The sequence below is a fragment of the Sporosarcina sp. GTC18466 genome (assembly GCF_055389225.1).
On record NZ_AP044037.1, the window covers coordinates 1610600 to 1624341 of the forward strand.

At 54.7% G+C, this 13742-nt stretch carries 18 protein-coding genes and 1 riboswitch; of the genes, 1 reads left to right on the top strand and 17 read right to left on the bottom strand.

The window, feature by feature from the left end; all coding sequences use genetic code 11:
- Window positions 1-222 precede the first annotated feature (222 nt).
- The 15 genes from ACZ5FK_RS07735 to ACZ5FK_RS07805 all read right to left on the bottom strand — a co-directional run bounded on the left by ACZ5FK_RS07735 (window position 223) and on the right by ACZ5FK_RS07805 (window position 11441).
- Window positions 223-903 (bottom strand): alpha-ribazole-5-phosphate synthase, encoded by a 681-nt coding sequence (locus tag ACZ5FK_RS07735; protein ID WP_464807318.1) that lies wholly within the window; start codon window positions 901-903, stop codon window positions 223-225.
- Complete coding sequence (locus ACZ5FK_RS07740; protein WP_464807319.1) at window positions 900-1388, bottom strand: ECF transporter S component; 489 nt, start codon at window positions 1386-1388, stop codon at window positions 900-902. Before ACZ5FK_RS07740 ends, ACZ5FK_RS07735 begins: the two co-directional genes overlap by 4 nt.
- The gene (locus tag ACZ5FK_RS07745) at window positions 1388-1969 is read right to left on the bottom strand and encodes a cob(I)yrinic acid a,c-diamide adenosyltransferase (RefSeq protein ID WP_464804361.1); all 582 of its coding nucleotides are present in this window, start codon (window positions 1967-1969) and stop codon (window positions 1388-1390) included. Before ACZ5FK_RS07745 ends, ACZ5FK_RS07740 begins: the two co-directional genes overlap by 1 nt.
- Window positions 1966-2379 carry a bifunctional adenosylcobinamide kinase/adenosylcobinamide-phosphate guanylyltransferase gene (locus ACZ5FK_RS07750; protein WP_464804362.1) on the bottom strand — a complete coding sequence of 138 codons (414 nt, stop codon included), beginning with the start codon at window positions 2377-2379 and terminating at the stop codon, window positions 1966-1968. The genes ACZ5FK_RS07745 and ACZ5FK_RS07750 overlap by 4 nt, the downstream gene beginning before the upstream one ends.
- Window positions 2331-2912: a histidine phosphatase family protein gene (locus ACZ5FK_RS07755; RefSeq protein WP_464804363.1), complete on the bottom strand. Its 582-nt coding sequence runs from the start codon at window positions 2910-2912 to the stop codon at window positions 2331-2333. The genes ACZ5FK_RS07750 and ACZ5FK_RS07755 overlap by 49 nt, the downstream gene beginning before the upstream one ends.
- Window positions 2913-2927: 15 nt before the next feature.
- Window positions 2928-3692: an adenosylcobinamide-GDP ribazoletransferase gene (cobS, locus tag ACZ5FK_RS07760; RefSeq protein WP_464804364.1), complete on the bottom strand. Its 765-nt coding sequence runs from the start codon at window positions 3690-3692 to the stop codon at window positions 2928-2930.
- A complete protein-coding gene (locus tag ACZ5FK_RS07765) occupies window positions 3692-4519 on the bottom strand; it encodes a cobyric acid synthase (protein ID WP_464804365.1) in 828 nt (275 codons plus the stop codon). The genes cobS and ACZ5FK_RS07765 overlap by 1 nt, the downstream gene beginning before the upstream one ends.
- Entirely contained in the window at window positions 4516-5100 is a 585-nt protein-coding gene (locus ACZ5FK_RS07770; RefSeq protein WP_464804366.1) for a bifunctional adenosylcobinamide kinase/adenosylcobinamide-phosphate guanylyltransferase, read from the bottom strand. The genes ACZ5FK_RS07765 and ACZ5FK_RS07770 overlap by 4 nt, the downstream gene beginning before the upstream one ends.
- A complete protein-coding gene (locus tag ACZ5FK_RS07775) occupies window positions 5082-6158 on the bottom strand; it encodes a pyridoxal phosphate-dependent aminotransferase (protein WP_464804367.1) in 1077 nt (358 codons plus the stop codon). Before ACZ5FK_RS07775 ends, ACZ5FK_RS07770 begins: the two co-directional genes overlap by 19 nt.
- Complete coding sequence (gene cbiB / locus ACZ5FK_RS07780; RefSeq protein ID WP_464807396.1) at window positions 6145-7101, bottom strand: adenosylcobinamide-phosphate synthase CbiB; 957 nt, start codon at window positions 7099-7101, stop codon at window positions 6145-6147. Before cbiB ends, ACZ5FK_RS07775 begins: the two co-directional genes overlap by 14 nt.
- 2 nt (window positions 7102-7103) lie before the next feature.
- Window positions 7104-8567, bottom strand: a complete 1464-nt coding sequence (locus ACZ5FK_RS07785; RefSeq protein WP_464804368.1) for an adenosylcobinamide amidohydrolase — start codon at window positions 8565-8567, stop codon at window positions 7104-7106.
- 1 nt (window position 8568) lies between these two features.
- Window positions 8569-9561, bottom strand: a complete 993-nt coding sequence (locus ACZ5FK_RS07790; RefSeq protein ID WP_464804369.1) for a FecCD family ABC transporter permease — start codon at window positions 9559-9561, stop codon at window positions 8569-8571.
- On the bottom strand, window positions 9554-10540 hold the full coding sequence (locus tag ACZ5FK_RS07795; RefSeq protein WP_464804370.1) for an ABC transporter substrate-binding protein: 987 nt from the start codon (window positions 10538-10540) through the stop codon (window positions 9554-9556). Before ACZ5FK_RS07795 ends, ACZ5FK_RS07790 begins: the two co-directional genes overlap by 8 nt.
- Before the next feature lie 121 nt (window positions 10541-10661).
- A riboswitch (cobalamin riboswitch) is annotated at window positions 10662-10850 on the bottom strand.
- A 114-nt stretch (window positions 10851-10964) separates the two neighbouring features.
- Window positions 10965-11162: a hypothetical protein gene (locus tag ACZ5FK_RS07800; RefSeq protein WP_464804371.1), complete on the bottom strand. Its 198-nt coding sequence runs from the start codon at window positions 11160-11162 to the stop codon at window positions 10965-10967.
- A gap of 57 nt (window positions 11163-11219) precedes the next feature.
- Window positions 11220-11441, bottom strand: coding sequence for a hypothetical protein (locus ACZ5FK_RS07805; protein WP_464804372.1), 222 nt, complete (start codon window positions 11439-11441; stop codon window positions 11220-11222).
- A gap of 279 nt (window positions 11442-11720) precedes the next feature.
- Between ACZ5FK_RS07805 and ACZ5FK_RS07810 the strand changes: the two genes are divergently transcribed.
- Window positions 11721-12167 (top strand): helix-turn-helix domain-containing protein, encoded by a 447-nt coding sequence (locus ACZ5FK_RS07810; RefSeq protein WP_464804373.1) that lies wholly within the window; start codon window positions 11721-11723, stop codon window positions 12165-12167.
- 149 nt (window positions 12168-12316) lie between these two features.
- Here the strand turns inward: ACZ5FK_RS07810 and ACZ5FK_RS07815 are convergent, their stop codons facing one another.
- Both ACZ5FK_RS07815 and ACZ5FK_RS07820 read right to left on the bottom strand, forming a co-directional pair.
- Complete coding sequence (locus tag ACZ5FK_RS07815) at window positions 12317-13069, bottom strand: hypothetical protein (protein ID WP_464804374.1); 753 nt, start codon at window positions 13067-13069, stop codon at window positions 12317-12319.
- Window positions 13070-13161: 92 nt separating this feature from the next.
- Window positions 13162-13713, bottom strand: a complete 552-nt coding sequence (locus tag ACZ5FK_RS07820; protein WP_464804375.1) for a GNAT family N-acetyltransferase — start codon at window positions 13711-13713, stop codon at window positions 13162-13164.
- Between the last annotated feature and the right edge of the window lie 29 nt (window positions 13714-13742).

The window sequence follows — 13742 nt, forward strand, 5'->3', positions numbered from 1 at the left end:
TTACTTTCGCTTATGGCGAAGCTGCTGGCTATGACTCTCCTGCACATTGCTTCCTTTCAACCGGGTATTGCTCATTTCCGGCTGATCGTTGCTTCCTATTTTGCTTATTTGCTTAGATTTTGGTTGCGATTGCTTCTTACCGGCAGCCGGTTGCTTCAAAACGCACCCACATTGCTTCCTTCGACTAAAAAAACCATCCGCGTTCAGCACGGATGGTCTCATTTATTTTATGAAATGAAGTGCGTGCAGCATCCCGCCGAAATGCTGGATGGCGCTCGCCTGCGCATCCACCGGCACGCCGAGCAGGACGCATGTTGACGGTCCGGCGGAGGCGTCCGGGTCGTGCAGCGTGTCAAATGCAACATCCACGCCGGCCAGGCGCCGCACTTCCTGGCCAATGCCGCTGGAGCCGACTGGCCAGACGCGCCTTGCCAGTCCTTGATCGAGCGCCTCCCGGATCAGGCGCAGCGGCGCAATTTCCTCCTGCCGGGCGAGTACGTCGCTTCCGACGAGTGGCGTTCCGCAGGTGAACCAGGCGAGCGGACCGCCATCCGCTTCCCGGGTTCTCCGCCCGATCATCGTCACTGCGAGCGCGGACTGCAGGAGTGTCATGTTGGACTCCGTGCTGCCCGATATGTCCGGCACCTGTGCGCCTGCTTCCTCAAAAATGTCCGCAACGCCGGCCGCATAGTTGTCCCAGCTGCCTTCCCCGCTGAAGTTATGCAGCAGGACGACAGACGGCTCTGCCCCCGCCGCCCATTGTTCGAGCAAGCCGACACGAGCCGCGAAACGGGCGGTCACGCGGTCAGCCGCTCGGACGAGATCCGCCTCTTTCTCTCCGACGCCGCCCGAATTATCCGTCGTCAGGATCAGCCCGCCGCCGATATCTACCGCATTTCTCATTGGATCAACCCCTTCCGGCCATGCGCCGCTTTTTTCACCGCCTGCATGGAAATCCCCGCGACCAGCGCATTCAGCAAGGCCGACAGGAAAATGGCAGGCACTGCACCCGTGAAGAATGCCGGCGAGACGAGGAAATAGAACGGCAGCGGCGCAAGCAAACCGTTAGCAATCACAAAGAATACCCACATCAACACGGTCCGGCCGCTTCTGTGCAGCCGCGTGAATACGTACAAAATGAGCAGCATTTCAATTGCGATGACGATATGAAGCGGACCGAGCGGAAAGCCCGCATACAAAGCCGAAGACAGATGGCCGAACGCCGCAGCCATCCCAGCGAATGCAGGCGGCAAAAATGCAGCACTGATCAGCGCCGGCACTGCATCCAGCGCGAGCGAACCGACGCCGGATGGGATTTTAATAAAACCGAAGACCGCGCACAGCGCCGCGAACATGGCGGTGAGCGCAAGCCGTTTCGTCCGTCTCATCAGTCCTCTTTCTTTTTATCCGTCCGGAACACTTTCGCACTGCGGACATATTCGTTATCCGGCACGCCGAGACGCGCGTTGACGATGCGTGCCGCAACGAACAAATAGTCCGACAGCCGGTTCAAATATTTTTGCACCGTGCCTGGCACGTCCTCTTCCGCCTTCATGAGCGTCACGGTCAGCCGTTCCGCCCGGCGCGTCACCGTCCTCGCGATATGGAGCGTCGCTGCAGCAGGCGATCCTCCCGGCAAGATGAACTTCTCAAGCGGCGGCGCTTCGTCCATCAATTCATCGATCCGCTTCTCAAGTACCTCGATCGGTTCTTCCGACAGTTTGTAATGGCGCTCCTTCATCACATTCGCGAGGTCTCCGCCGCCATCGAACAATTCGTTCTGCACGGCTTCAAGATCCTCCAGCATATCCGCAAATTTCCCCCGATCCAGCTCCGTCATCGCCTTGCCGATGAACGAATTCAGTTCATCGATCGTGCCGTAGGCCTCCACCCGAAGGCTGTCCTTATCAACGCGTCCTCCGATCAGGCTCGTCTTCCCTTTATCCCCTGTGCGTGTGTAGATTTTCATTGTGCCTCTCCCCTTTTCTTGATTGTCTGCGCAAGGCCGTACCAGATGCGCGTCACTTCATCCGCCTGCTCCATCAGCCGCTGATACAGCCGTCCGCACGCATCCCGCAGCTCCCGCTGTCCTTTATCCATCGGCACAATCCCCCTGCCGATGTCCGTCAGGATGCAAATCACATTCCGTCCTTCCGTCACTTCCAGTATATGCTGAATCGCTGCCTCTTCGTCCAGCTCCGTCTGCTCGAGCCAGCCCTCGACGCCATCAATCACAATGGACTCCGCGTCTTTACCCTTTATCGAATCAAGATCCTCCTCGTGGCCTTCTCCGACCCACGTCCATGCGTCCGGATCAGAGAGCAGCTTCCCTACAAACTCCCGTTTCCCGTTATGGGCTCCTCCGATAATGACATGCATCTGATCCCCTCCTTCATATCTTCAGCAGTCTTCCATGACAATTTCCAAACCGACCCATGAGGAACTTTCCATTCCCAGAACTGACGAGGCTCACCCGCGAACTTCGTCAATAAAAACCGGATGGGTCCGCCATGGGTGATGACGGCGCTTCCTCCCGGCATTTCCGAAATAGCCGCAAAGACGCGCCTCTCCATCTCAGCAAGCAGCTCCCCGCCGGGCGGGGCATTCGCACGCGGATCATCGAGCCAGGCCCGGTAAGCGGCCACGTCCTTCAACTCCTCATACGTCTTCCCCTCGAAATCACCGAAATGGCATTCGCGGAAGCGCGGATCCGGCCTATATGAAGCTTCAGGGAAATAAACCGCCGCCGTTTCACGTGCACGCAGCAGGTCGCTTCCGTAGACGGCGGAAACATCCAGCTTTAGCTGCGGTGCAGTCTGCCCCTCCGCGATCCTTTCATCCGTCCAGCCGATATACTGCCGCTTTTCATTCCCCGGCGTCCGCAAATGGCGGATCAGATACAGTTCATGCAAGCTCGTTCCCTCCCGTCACACGCAAAGGACAACGGCGAGCCAGAGCAGCACCTCCATCCCTTCAATATAAGCGCCGGACAAATCCCCCGAGACACCGCCAAAATGCTTCAGCGACCAGCTCCGGTACCACATTGTTCCGATGACGCCCGCGCCGAGCAGCACAGCCGGCAGCACCACAGACCCAAAGACCATCCAGATGGCAATCAAAAGCAGGATACCAACAGCAACAGAAACAGCAGCCGCTTTACCTGCAATCAATTTTTCCTTAAAGAAGTGTGCAAGTCCCGTCTCTTTCGCTGAAGGCGTCTTCCAGAAGTAGACATTCATCCCCGCCCGTGCTAGCAATGGAACAGCAGTGAACAAAAGCAGATCCGCATGCCCTCTCGAAAGCAACTCATGAAACAACGCGATTTTCAGCACGATCAGCAGAACGATCGCCATAGCTCCGAACGCCCCGATACGCGGGTCATCAAGAATCGCGAGCCGCTTCTTTCGGTCCCGGTACGAAAAGAACGCGTCTCCTGTATCCGCGAAACCGTCCAGATGCAGCCCCCCTGTCATCGCAATTCCGCTGATGACGACGAGCACTGACGTAAGCAGCGGCCCTGTTTCGAGCACACCGCCAAACAGCACCGCGATTCCGTACATCACCAGGCCCATCAATGCGCCGATGAACGGCAGCGCCATATACATTGCGGTCACTTCACGCCTACCGAGCGGGAGCTCCTTATGGACAGGCACCGACGTGAAGAACTGGAGGGCGAGCAAAATCCCCTTCATCATGCACCTCCTGCGATGATTCTTTTCACAAGTGGCCAATCAAGATACGTCTTCACATGATCCGCCCACGCATCATAGATATCGATGCCTTCAGGAGCTGCCGCAATCGGGCGGTCCGCATCCTCTTCCTCAATGCCATGGTCCGCCTTATGCGGGATGACGCCTGCGACAGGCAGGCCTGTATACGTTTCAATGAACTCCACGCCATCCCGGAATAAGGCCGTATCGCCATGGAATTTATTGATCACAATCGCCTTCACCCGTTTCCGATGCTCAGGCGCAAGCAGCTGGAGCGTGCCGACGATGGATGCCATCGCGCCCCCGCGCTCGATGTCCGCGACGAGCAGGACCGGCACATCCGCAAGGTCCGCGACGCGCATATTGACGAGCTCCCGGTCATTCAGATTCATCTCGGCCGGGCTGCCCGCCCCTTCGATGATGACTGCTTCATATGTTTGTGCCAGCTTATCAAGCGACGTTCGGATCGCTTCCATGCCGCGCTCGAAGTACTGCTCGCGATAGGCCATCCCTTCGACTTGCCCGAGCGGTTTTCCAAGGAGATGAACTTCCGCACGCATTCCGGGAACCGGCTTCAAGAGAATCGGATTCATCGCGATTTCCGGCTCCGTTCTCGCAGCCAGCGCTTGCAAGTACTGCGCACGACTGATCACTTCGCCACCCGGCAACGTTACCGAAAACGGCGACATGTTCTGTGACTTGAACGGAGCGACCCGGACGCCCTCATCCGCAAGCAGCCGGCAGAGCGCCGCCGCGATCATCGTCTTGCCGACATCAGACGCCGTTCCCATCACCATCAAACCATTCACTTGAAGACCATCTCCCCGTCTTTTTTCCAGTACACCGGCATGCCGTATTCCATCTCGACTGCGTCATCCGCAATCTTGACAATCTCTTGATGAAGCCGGCCGATCCAGCTCGCATAGATGCACGTCTCCTCGTAAAGTGACGCCGGCTCATCCAGCACTTCATTCGACACGATGACGAACTTCGAGGCGGTATCCGTGATAGTTCGGACGGTCTCCAGCAGTTCCGCCGTCTTCTTCTCCATGCAGCCCGGACGCCCGATGCACGGCGTCCCGTCTTCCCACCCTTCGTACAGCTCGTTCGCCAGCCAGGTCGTCAGGCAATCCCAAAGCACCCGGTCGCCTTTTCGGATAAACTCGAGAGCTTCTGAAAGCCGCACAGGTTGCTCGACCGTCAGCCAGCCGTCACCCTTCCGCTGCTCCTGGTGCTGCCGGATCCGCTCCTGCATTTCGCTGTCTGACGCCACGCCGGACGCGATATAGACGAGCCTTTCTTCTCCACCTCGCGTTAGCAGCTTTTCCGCAAACGCACTTTTCCCGGACCGGACACCGCCGCTGACGAACGTCAATTTCCCTTGAACCATCCGCCCAGCTCCTCTTTCATGATGGCCATGTCGCTTTTCGCTTTCATGCCGACCCGCAGCCATTCGCCGTCCATCCCGATGAAATTCTCGGAATGGCGCAGGACAATGCCCCGCTCAAGCATATGCTTCTGCAAGTCACGCACGCTTCCTGTACCCGGTTTGAATGAAAGGAAGTTCGCAGCCGACTCCGTCACCGTGCATCCGTTATCGCGCAGAAATGCGGTCAGATTTGTTCGCATATCCGCTGCATGCAGGATTGCCCGTTCCCGGTACGCCTCTTCGCCAAGGCATACTGCCCCGATGCTCGACGCGACGCCGTTCACATTCCAGTGCGGCGCCAGCCGTTTCACGTCCCGGATCCTCTCTGGACTTGCCGCGATATAGCCAAGCCGAATCCCCGGAATCGCGTACATTTTCGTCATCGACCGGACAACCGTCACATGCGGATTCCTGCCGATTTTCGGAATGAAAGACCGCCCTTCATCCACGAAATCGATGAATGCTTCGTCCAGCACGACATCGCAGCCAACCTCTCCTGCACGGCTGATGATCTTATCTAGCTGCTCCGCTTCCGGCAGGATGCCCGTCGGATTATTCGGCGTGCAAAGATAAATCGCATCCGCCTCCTGCAGCGTATCAAGGATTTCATTAACTGGAAGTTGAAACCCATCCACCTCCGAAGCGACAATCCGCCCCACGATGGCTCCCTTCGCCACAAGTGTCGCCTCATACTCCGAAAACGCCGGATGCACGACGAGCACCCGCTTGCCGCGGTATCGTTCCGCGAGAAGCGACAGCAGTTCCGCTGCCCCGTTCCCTGCGAGAAGGCAATCCCGGTCAATTCCATGAAACGCGGCCGCCTCGCTGAGAAAGGGTTCGCCGCCAGGGTCCGGGTAGGCACGGATCTCCGAAATCAATTCCGGCCACATCTCCTTCACCTTCTCCGGAGGCCCCTCGGGATTGCAGTTTTCACTGAAATCGAGCAGCCGCCCGGGGGCCTCCATGCCGAGCCGGTCATATAAAAGACGGGGGTTCGCCCCGTGTTCAGGCAAACGCATAGAGCACTCCTCCTATCACGGTCAAAATAGCCCAGAACGCGAATGCAGCCCGGTGCATCTGGCGGATCGCCGCATCGATATGCTGCGCTTTCAAAGGGGTCAGCCCGGGACCGAATTCCGGCCGCCTCGAGACGACGCCCCTGTATGTATTCGTGCCGCCGAGCCGGATGCCGAGCTGCCAGGCGGTCGCAGCTTCGAGATACCCGCTGTTCGGGCTTGGGTGCCGCCGGGCGTCTCGGAGCCAGCCGGAAAACCGTTTTCCGAGCGGCAGCTTCGCCTCATTTACGACGGTCAGGACGATGAGCAGCCCAGTGATCCTAGCGGGGATGAAGTTCAGCACATCATCCGCCCGTGCCGACACCTTGCCGAACTGCTCATACCGCTCATCCCGGTAGCCGACCATCGAATCGAGCGTGTTCACCGCTTTGTACAGCCAGAGTCCCGGCGCGCCGAGAAGGAAAGCCCAGAACAGCGGCGACGTGATGCCGTCCGCTATGTTTTCCGATACAGTTTCCACCGTGCCTCGGGCGATTTCGCTCTCTCCGAGCTGCTTCGTATCGCGTCCGACAATCCACGACAGCTTCGTCCTCGCTTCCGCCAGATCGCCTGCTTCAAGCGGCCGGTATACGTCCATAGCTGCGTCTTTCAGGCTCTTCTGCGCAAGACCGACCGCAATCAGGACCGCTTCGACCATAATGCCTGCGACCAGATGTACGCTATATGCAGCGCTCACCAACAACAAAGCGGCTGCCGTGACAGTGCCGGCAACTAACACAAGCAGCAGCCCGCCTTTCGCGATGCGGAATCCGCCTTGATTCAGCATCTTCGTCAATTTCGAGATGAACGTGCCGATCCACCTGACTGGGTGCGGCAATTGAGGCGGGTCGCCGATAAGGCGGTCGAGCCAAAAGCCGAGCGCGATGGCGATGAAATGAGCGGGGATCATCATGTCCACCCTTTCGCTTGTTTGTAAGCGCGTATCGCACGCACCGTGCAGTCGTAGACCCCTTGGCCAACCAGTTTTCCGAGCGGCGCGACAGGTCCTGCATATTCATGGAACGCACCTTGCTGGGTCGCTGCGACGAGAAGGGAATCTGTCGAGGTGCCTGTAGCAATCGTGCCGGTGAGCGGATCAAGGATTGATTCCTCTTGAAGGGCTTTCGCTTTCGCTTCCGTCCCGGTGATCACCGCCTGGATGAACGCCTCCTCGGACAGCCGGCCGTTCACGAAAATCCAAGTGTTGATCGTGCCGACACGCGTTTCACGGCTGAGCGCCTGGGACACATCGACCGCATTGCCGACGCCCGCCGTCACCATGACGACGATGGAAGCGCCTTCCGCTTCATAGGCTTCCACTTCCGCATGCTCCGTCGTGACAGCCGTCATCATGCCGACCGTCTCCGTTAGATGAAACCCCTCCGCTTCGAGATACGCGGCATTTTCCGTCTTCACATTTTCGCAGTTATAATCCGCATCGACATGCCGGTTGACGAAGCTCCGGTACCAGCCCATGCCCGGGTTATGCACCGCGGACGACAGCGTCTTTAGCGGCTTTTCTGCAGTCAGCGCGACATGCCTCGCAGATATCTTGATCTCGTCTTTCCTGATCGACAACGGCTCTGTTTTCTCCATTGTATCAGGAAGGAGCGTCATCTGCGGTTTCGGAAGTTCAGGGTGGGGCTGCGTCGCGACACGGGCTTCATAGACACGTCCGATCAGTCCCTCTTTCACGACATCGAGCGGCTCGCCGATCGTCACGACTTTCCCTGTCTCCATGAGCAGAAGCCGGTCGCAGTAGAGTGACGCGAGATTGATGTCATGGAACACAGAGACGACAGTGACCCCTTTTTCCGCCGCATGCCGCTTGACCGTATCGAGAAGCTGCTGCTGATGGGCGATGTCCAGATGGTTAGTCGGTTCATCCAGCAACAGCACCTGCGCTTCCTGGGCAAGCGCCTGCGCGACAAACACGCGCTGCTGCTCCCCGCCTGACAGCAGTTCAATCGCAGCGTCCGTATACTTCGTCACACCTGTATAGGCCATCGCTTCCTGCACCGCCGCCTCATCCCGGTCGCTCCAGACCGAAAACAGCCCCGATTGATGCGGGTACCTGCCGAGTGAGACGGTATCCTTCACCGTATGCGAAAATGCATGCGCATGAAGCTGCGGCAGGACGGCGACTTTCCGGGCGAACTCTTTCTGGGAGTAAACCGAAGCATTCCGGCCGTCAATTTCGACAGTCCCCTGCTGCTTCGGCAAAATGCCCGAAATGATTTTCAGCAGCGTCGACTTTCCGCTGCCGTTCGGGCCGAGGATGCCGAGCACTTCCCCTTTTCCTACTTCGAATGAAACATCCCGGACGACCGGCTCCTTGCCGTAGCCGCCCGATAGATGGCTGATTTTCAGCAACTTACATCACCCCTTTCCGGCGCTGCCTGTAAAAGATATACGCGAACACCGGCGCGCCGATGAACGAAGTGATGACACCGACCGGCAGCTCTGACGGCGAAATGATCGTCCGCGCGATAAGGTCGCAGATGATGAGCAATGTCGCTCCGTTCATGAAGGACAGCGTCAGCAGATGGCGGTGGTCCGAGCCGAAGAGAAGCCGCGTCATATGCGGGACGACGAGTCCGACAAATCCAATTGTTCCGGACACGGCGACGGCGGAACCCGTCAGGACCGAGCCGCCGATCAGGATCATGAACTTGCGGCGTCTCACATTGACGCCCAAGTGATGCGCCCGCTCCTCGCCGAACAGCATCGCGTTCAATTCCCGGCGGTTGAGCCAGAGGATGAAGGAACCGATCACGACGAACGGCAGCACCATGACGATGTACTTCCAGCCGCGCATCGATACGCTGCCAAGCAGCCAGCCGATGATCTGGCGGAGCTCCTCTCCGGTGAGCGCGATCATGAGGGACAGCACCGAGCCGAGGAACGACCCGAAGATGATGCCCGTCAGGATGATCGTCTCCATTTTCATCGAGCGGTCGACGAGCCTCGCGAATCCGAGGACGAGGAACATGGTGATGGCTGCACCCGTCATACTGAAAACGGGGAGGGTGTAGGTGCCGAGGAACGGGATCGACAAGCCGAAAAAGAGCGTCACAACGGCACCGACAGAGGCACCGGAGGACACTCCGAGGGTGTATGGATCCGCGAGCGGGTTTTTCAGCAGCCCTTGGAAGGCCGCCCCGGCAATCGCGAGCGATGCGCCGACGAGTCCGGCAAGGATCACGCGGGGCATCCTGATTTTCCATAATATATTCGTTGCTGTCGTATCCGATGAATCCCATAAAGTGCTGATCGGCACCTTCACCGAACCGATGGACACCCCGAGCCAGACTGCGACGAGGAGCGCCGCGGCACTGACGAGGTAGGCCATTGCCGTTTTATTCACTGAACGCCTCAGGGTAGATCGCTTTCGCCACTTCTTCCAAACCTTGCGCCAGGCGAGGACCTGTGCGGCTCGTCAAGTTCTCATCGACCTGTACGACACGGTCTTCTTTCACCGCTTTGATGTCTGCGAAGCCATCTCGGTTTTTCACGCTTTCAATGATATCCGGCACATAGCTGTACATGATGAGGATGACATCCGGATCCTGTTTGACGATCTCTTCCGGGCTGATCATGACCCAGCCTTCTTCCGTCACGACGTTCTCCGCACCGATCATATCGAAGATTTCCTGCATGAATGTCCCTTTTCCTGGTGTATAGATCTCAGGTGCGTCGGATGTTTCGATGAAGACACGTTTCTTTTCGACATCTTTTGTCTTTGCGACGACTTCATCCACTTTCGCTTTCATATCCGATACGATCTGGTCCGCTTCTTCTTTCTTGCCAGTCGCTTCCCCGATCGTTTCAATCGTTTCGTATGTTTCGTCAAAGTTCATCGCATTTTTCACAACAAACACAGGAATGCCCGCATCGCGGATCTGCTGCCAGCCTTCTTCCCCTGTGCTTTGCCCCATTTCATGCGCGAATACGGCATCCGGGTTCATGGAGATGATTTTCTCGACGTTGAATTCCATTCCGCCGATCTTCTCTTTTTCTAGTGCTTCCGCCGGGTAATCATCATAATCGTTGACGCCGATAATTTCATCATTCAAGCCAAGTGCAAACAAGATTTCCGTGTTGCTCGGCTGCATGGAAACAATCGTTTTCGGTGCTTCTTCAAACGTGACCTCATTGCCGAGCGCATCGGTCAAGGTGACAGGGAATGCAGCTTCCTCCTGTGTTGCCTCTTCAGACGTTCCCGTGTCCGTCTGCGACGTCGCCGGTGTGTCATCCTTTTTTGCATTATCCGCCGTACCGCCACAAGCGGCCAGCAGGAATGTCGCCAGAATGGCCGTCAGCCATAACTGCCAAAACTTCTTCATCCGTAGTTCCTCCTATTGAATCCCAAACAAAAATCCCCCGTTCGGATGACGGAGGATACGCTCAGCGGAACCGGGCATGCGAAAAGCAGCCGGCTGCAACCGAACCTATCCGCGTAGGCATCTCGGGTGATCCACGAAGGCAGGTCTCCTGGCTTGTGCTCGACGCCTTCTCCGCACCTTCCCGGATTTCTCCAGTGGCCTTTCGCGGAATAGCTCGCACGTACAGTGGCGGGACCGCGCCGGACTCGAACCGGCTTCCCTTTTAACCCAAGCCGATTACGACTTAGGCACCTTCACGTTTGGATATGTAATTGGTGTTCTGAACCATTATACTACAAAATTTTAAGTTGTCGATAGATTGTCGGAAGAAGTCGAGTCGATGTGCCGCTGAGAAGCTTCATTTCAAACGCAGATCAGAAGCAAGTCATAGAATCATAAGGAACGAAGCAAGGCTCCATGTAATCAAAATGAAAGAAGTAGTCATCCAGAACGTATTCGACGCGGTCGGCTGATCACGTTTAACTTTCTTGATGATTTCCACCAGATTCACGCAAAAAATAATACCCAAAATAGGCATGCCAAAAATACCGACAGACGCAAATATAGATAATAGGACTTCCATTTACATTCTCCCCCCCATGTAGAATAGTTGTGTGCTCAGCATGAACCCTTGCCGTGATCAATCGATGTGTTTATAGTTATTCATTATTAATTTGATTGAAAAATAGATGAGGAGCAGAAAGCCCGCCAGTGATAGGATATCAGCAAGCAGTTCCAGCAATTCTCCAAAAGTACTTCCTCCCAAGATTCCAAGCTTTGCGTAACTGAGCAGAGGCGCATTTAACAAAGCAAGCACCGCACTCCCCAAAATACAATACAGTATGTTGATATTTCTAGACATCTGCATTTCTCCCTTCTCCTAGTACAACCCAAAGCCTGGTGGCGTGAAAAATTCTTCTTTCCTCTTACATGTCCTAACAGACTGCACGAATGGTTTCTTAGAATAAGCCAGTTAGGACTGCTTCGCATCATACATATCCAACTCTATATTCCACCTAAAAAACCCTCTGGAACCGCTATGCGAATGGGATGCAACTACTAGGTTACACCGTGCAACTACGCGGTTCTTTAAGTAATGAGAATGGTATCATATAGTTAACGAGCCATAGGAGATGAGGACATGGAATTCAAAGACAAATTAAAAGAAAAACGAAACGAGTTGCAGTTGTCTCAAGAAGAGCTGGCTGAAAAACTGAACATCAGCCGGCAGTCCATCTCAAAATGGGAGCGGGGTCAGTCGTATCCTTCCATTGAGACATTGTTGAAGTTAAGTGAAATTTTTGACAGTACGCTAGATGAATTGCTGAAAGGAGATGATTCGTTGAAGAACGATATTCAAGAGAAGGGAAAGCAACTGAAGTTCCCCATATGGAATAATGTCATTGACGCAATCGGTTTGCTTGGTATCCTTTTACTGATTGCCAAAGTCGGTACGCTCTTGATCCACAAACTATCGGCTTGGCAGATTCCAGTGCTCAGTTCCAATATCACCTATTTGGCGGCGATCTTATTGCTGCTCGGAAGCTGGCTCGGCCATGAAACGATTGGAAAAGCGTACAAAGACTGATCCCCGTTTTTGTATGACTAGTCTTCTATGGCATCCCGATTCGTAGAGCCCGCCATCCGTAAAGGACGATGGATGGGTCGTTCACTACAAAAGGTTGATTTCTCAAATTGTGAGATCAACCTTTTCCCTGTCTACTCTTGTTTCCTACTTTACAAACCAGTGAGATCGTTCAACAGAAATCCGCCAGCTGCAATATAATCACGAACAAGCTGCAGCATCTTTTTATGCACGTCTTCATCCGCCTTTTCCGGATTCAATGAATAACCAACATGATACACATGCCCGTTATGATACGCATAGATTTCATTCGCCGCAGTTCCTACGACCGTGATACGTCCCTCATCTTCCTGATAGTACCGGTACAGCAAGGCACTATCCGTCGTGCGGACTTGCTGATACATGAAAAGATCACCCATCAGCGGTTCCTGGATCAATTGATTGCCGACCGTGTCCACATCTCCTGTCATCTTATAAGCGGCAAGCGGGTTTTTATCTACGTCAGTAATCGATACGATGAAGAACTCGTCTATGCTCTCGTACTCATCCTTGCTGGCATACGTCACTTGTACCTGCTTCTGCAAGTTGCCATCCTTCCCTTTGGACGTAACCACATATACTTTCTCTTCGTCCACCTTGAACGGCAGCTGATCTTGATCGAATGCGTCGAGCGCCTGACGGAAATGATCTGGAATAGAAGCTGGTGCATCCTTTAGTGAAAATGGCTTGTAATACGTAACTTTCTCCCTCTGGTCCAGACCGTCATAAGGCTTGAAATATTGGCTGAATGTCAGCCCGTCACCCTTCACTTTACGCAGTGGAATCTTCTCCATGTCTTGGCTGCATCCCATTAAAACGGAAGCCGCAAAGAGCAGTATAACTAAAAATCCAGATATCTTCCTCATGATTCTTTTTCTCCTTCATACTCAATATGGGGCATGTCTTGTAAATCTACAATCCTATCCATATTATATATTGAAATAGTGTTGCTCTTACTTCACCTGGCATTCATATAATACACAAGGTTATCCGTCCACTCGCCAAATTCATGTATAAACCCTTTCCTCGTGCATTCATATGCCATGCCGACGCTTTCTGCCAACCTGATTGAAGGCTCATTATCAACATTGATATGAGCTTCGATGCGATGGAATCCCAGACGTTCAAATGCGATATTCAGCGTCTCTCGTACCGCTTCTTTGCCGTAGCCTTTGCGCCAGTACTGATTATGTATCGTATACCCAAGCAATCCCCACTGGAATTCATGTCTCATCAGTGTGCAAATTTCAACCTTGCCAATCTGTTTGTGATCCGTCTTCCGAAAGATGCCCAATACATATATTTCATCCCTGTCAGCTAGTCCTTGAAAGTTCGCTACCACTTCTTCACTGAATTTTTCCTGCGTCCAGCTAGTCAAGTCCATTTTTTCATCATCGTACTTGTGCTGAGAAGGCAGCCTGTTCTGGCATCCCTCCAGCCAGCGTTCATAATCCGTAGTTTGCAACGGCCGTATTACCAGTCTTTCTGTTTCTGATAAAATTTTCTTCAACTTAGCCATCCCCTCAGCAGACCGCACTC

Excerpts from the sequence above, each read along its gene's own strand:
- ACZ5FK_RS07735 (WP_464807318.1), bottom strand. The coding sequence starts at position 903 with ATGAGAAATGCGGTAGATATCGGCGGCGGGCTGATCCTGACGACGGAT.
- ACZ5FK_RS07740 (WP_464807319.1), bottom strand. The coding sequence starts at position 1,388 with ATGAGACGGACGAAACGGCTTGCGCTCACCGCCATGTTCGCGGCGCTG.
- ACZ5FK_RS07745 (WP_464804361.1), bottom strand. The coding sequence starts at position 1,969 with ATGAAAATCTACACACGCACAGGGGATAAAGGGAAGACGAGCCTGATC.
- ACZ5FK_RS07750 (WP_464804362.1), bottom strand. The coding sequence starts at position 2,379 with ATGCATGTCATTATCGGAGGAGCCCATAACGGGAAACGGGAGTTTGTA.
- cobS (WP_464804364.1), bottom strand. The coding sequence starts at position 3,692 with ATGAAGGGGATTTTGCTCGCCCTCCAGTTCTTCACGTCGGTGCCTGTC.
- ACZ5FK_RS07770 (WP_464804366.1), bottom strand. The coding sequence starts at position 5,100 with ATGGTTCAAGGGAAATTGACGTTCGTCAGCGGCGGTGTCCGGTCCGGG.
- ACZ5FK_RS07775 (WP_464804367.1), bottom strand. The coding sequence starts at position 6,158 with ATGCGTTTGCCTGAACACGGGGCGAACCCCCGTCTTTTATATGACCGG.
- ACZ5FK_RS07795 (WP_464804370.1), bottom strand. The coding sequence starts at position 10,540 with ATGAAGAAGTTTTGGCAGTTATGGCTGACGGCCATTCTGGCGACATTC.
- ACZ5FK_RS07800 (WP_464804371.1), bottom strand. The coding sequence starts at position 11,162 with ATGGAAGTCCTATTATCTATATTTGCGTCTGTCGGTATTTTTGGCATG.
- ACZ5FK_RS07805 (WP_464804372.1), bottom strand. The coding sequence starts at position 11,441 with ATGTCTAGAAATATCAACATACTGTATTGTATTTTGGGGAGTGCGGTG.
- ACZ5FK_RS07810 (WP_464804373.1), top strand. The coding sequence starts at position 11,721 with ATGGAATTCAAAGACAAATTAAAAGAAAAACGAAACGAGTTGCAGTTG.
- ACZ5FK_RS07815 (WP_464804374.1), bottom strand. The coding sequence starts at position 13,069 with ATGAGGAAGATATCTGGATTTTTAGTTATACTGCTCTTTGCGGCTTCC.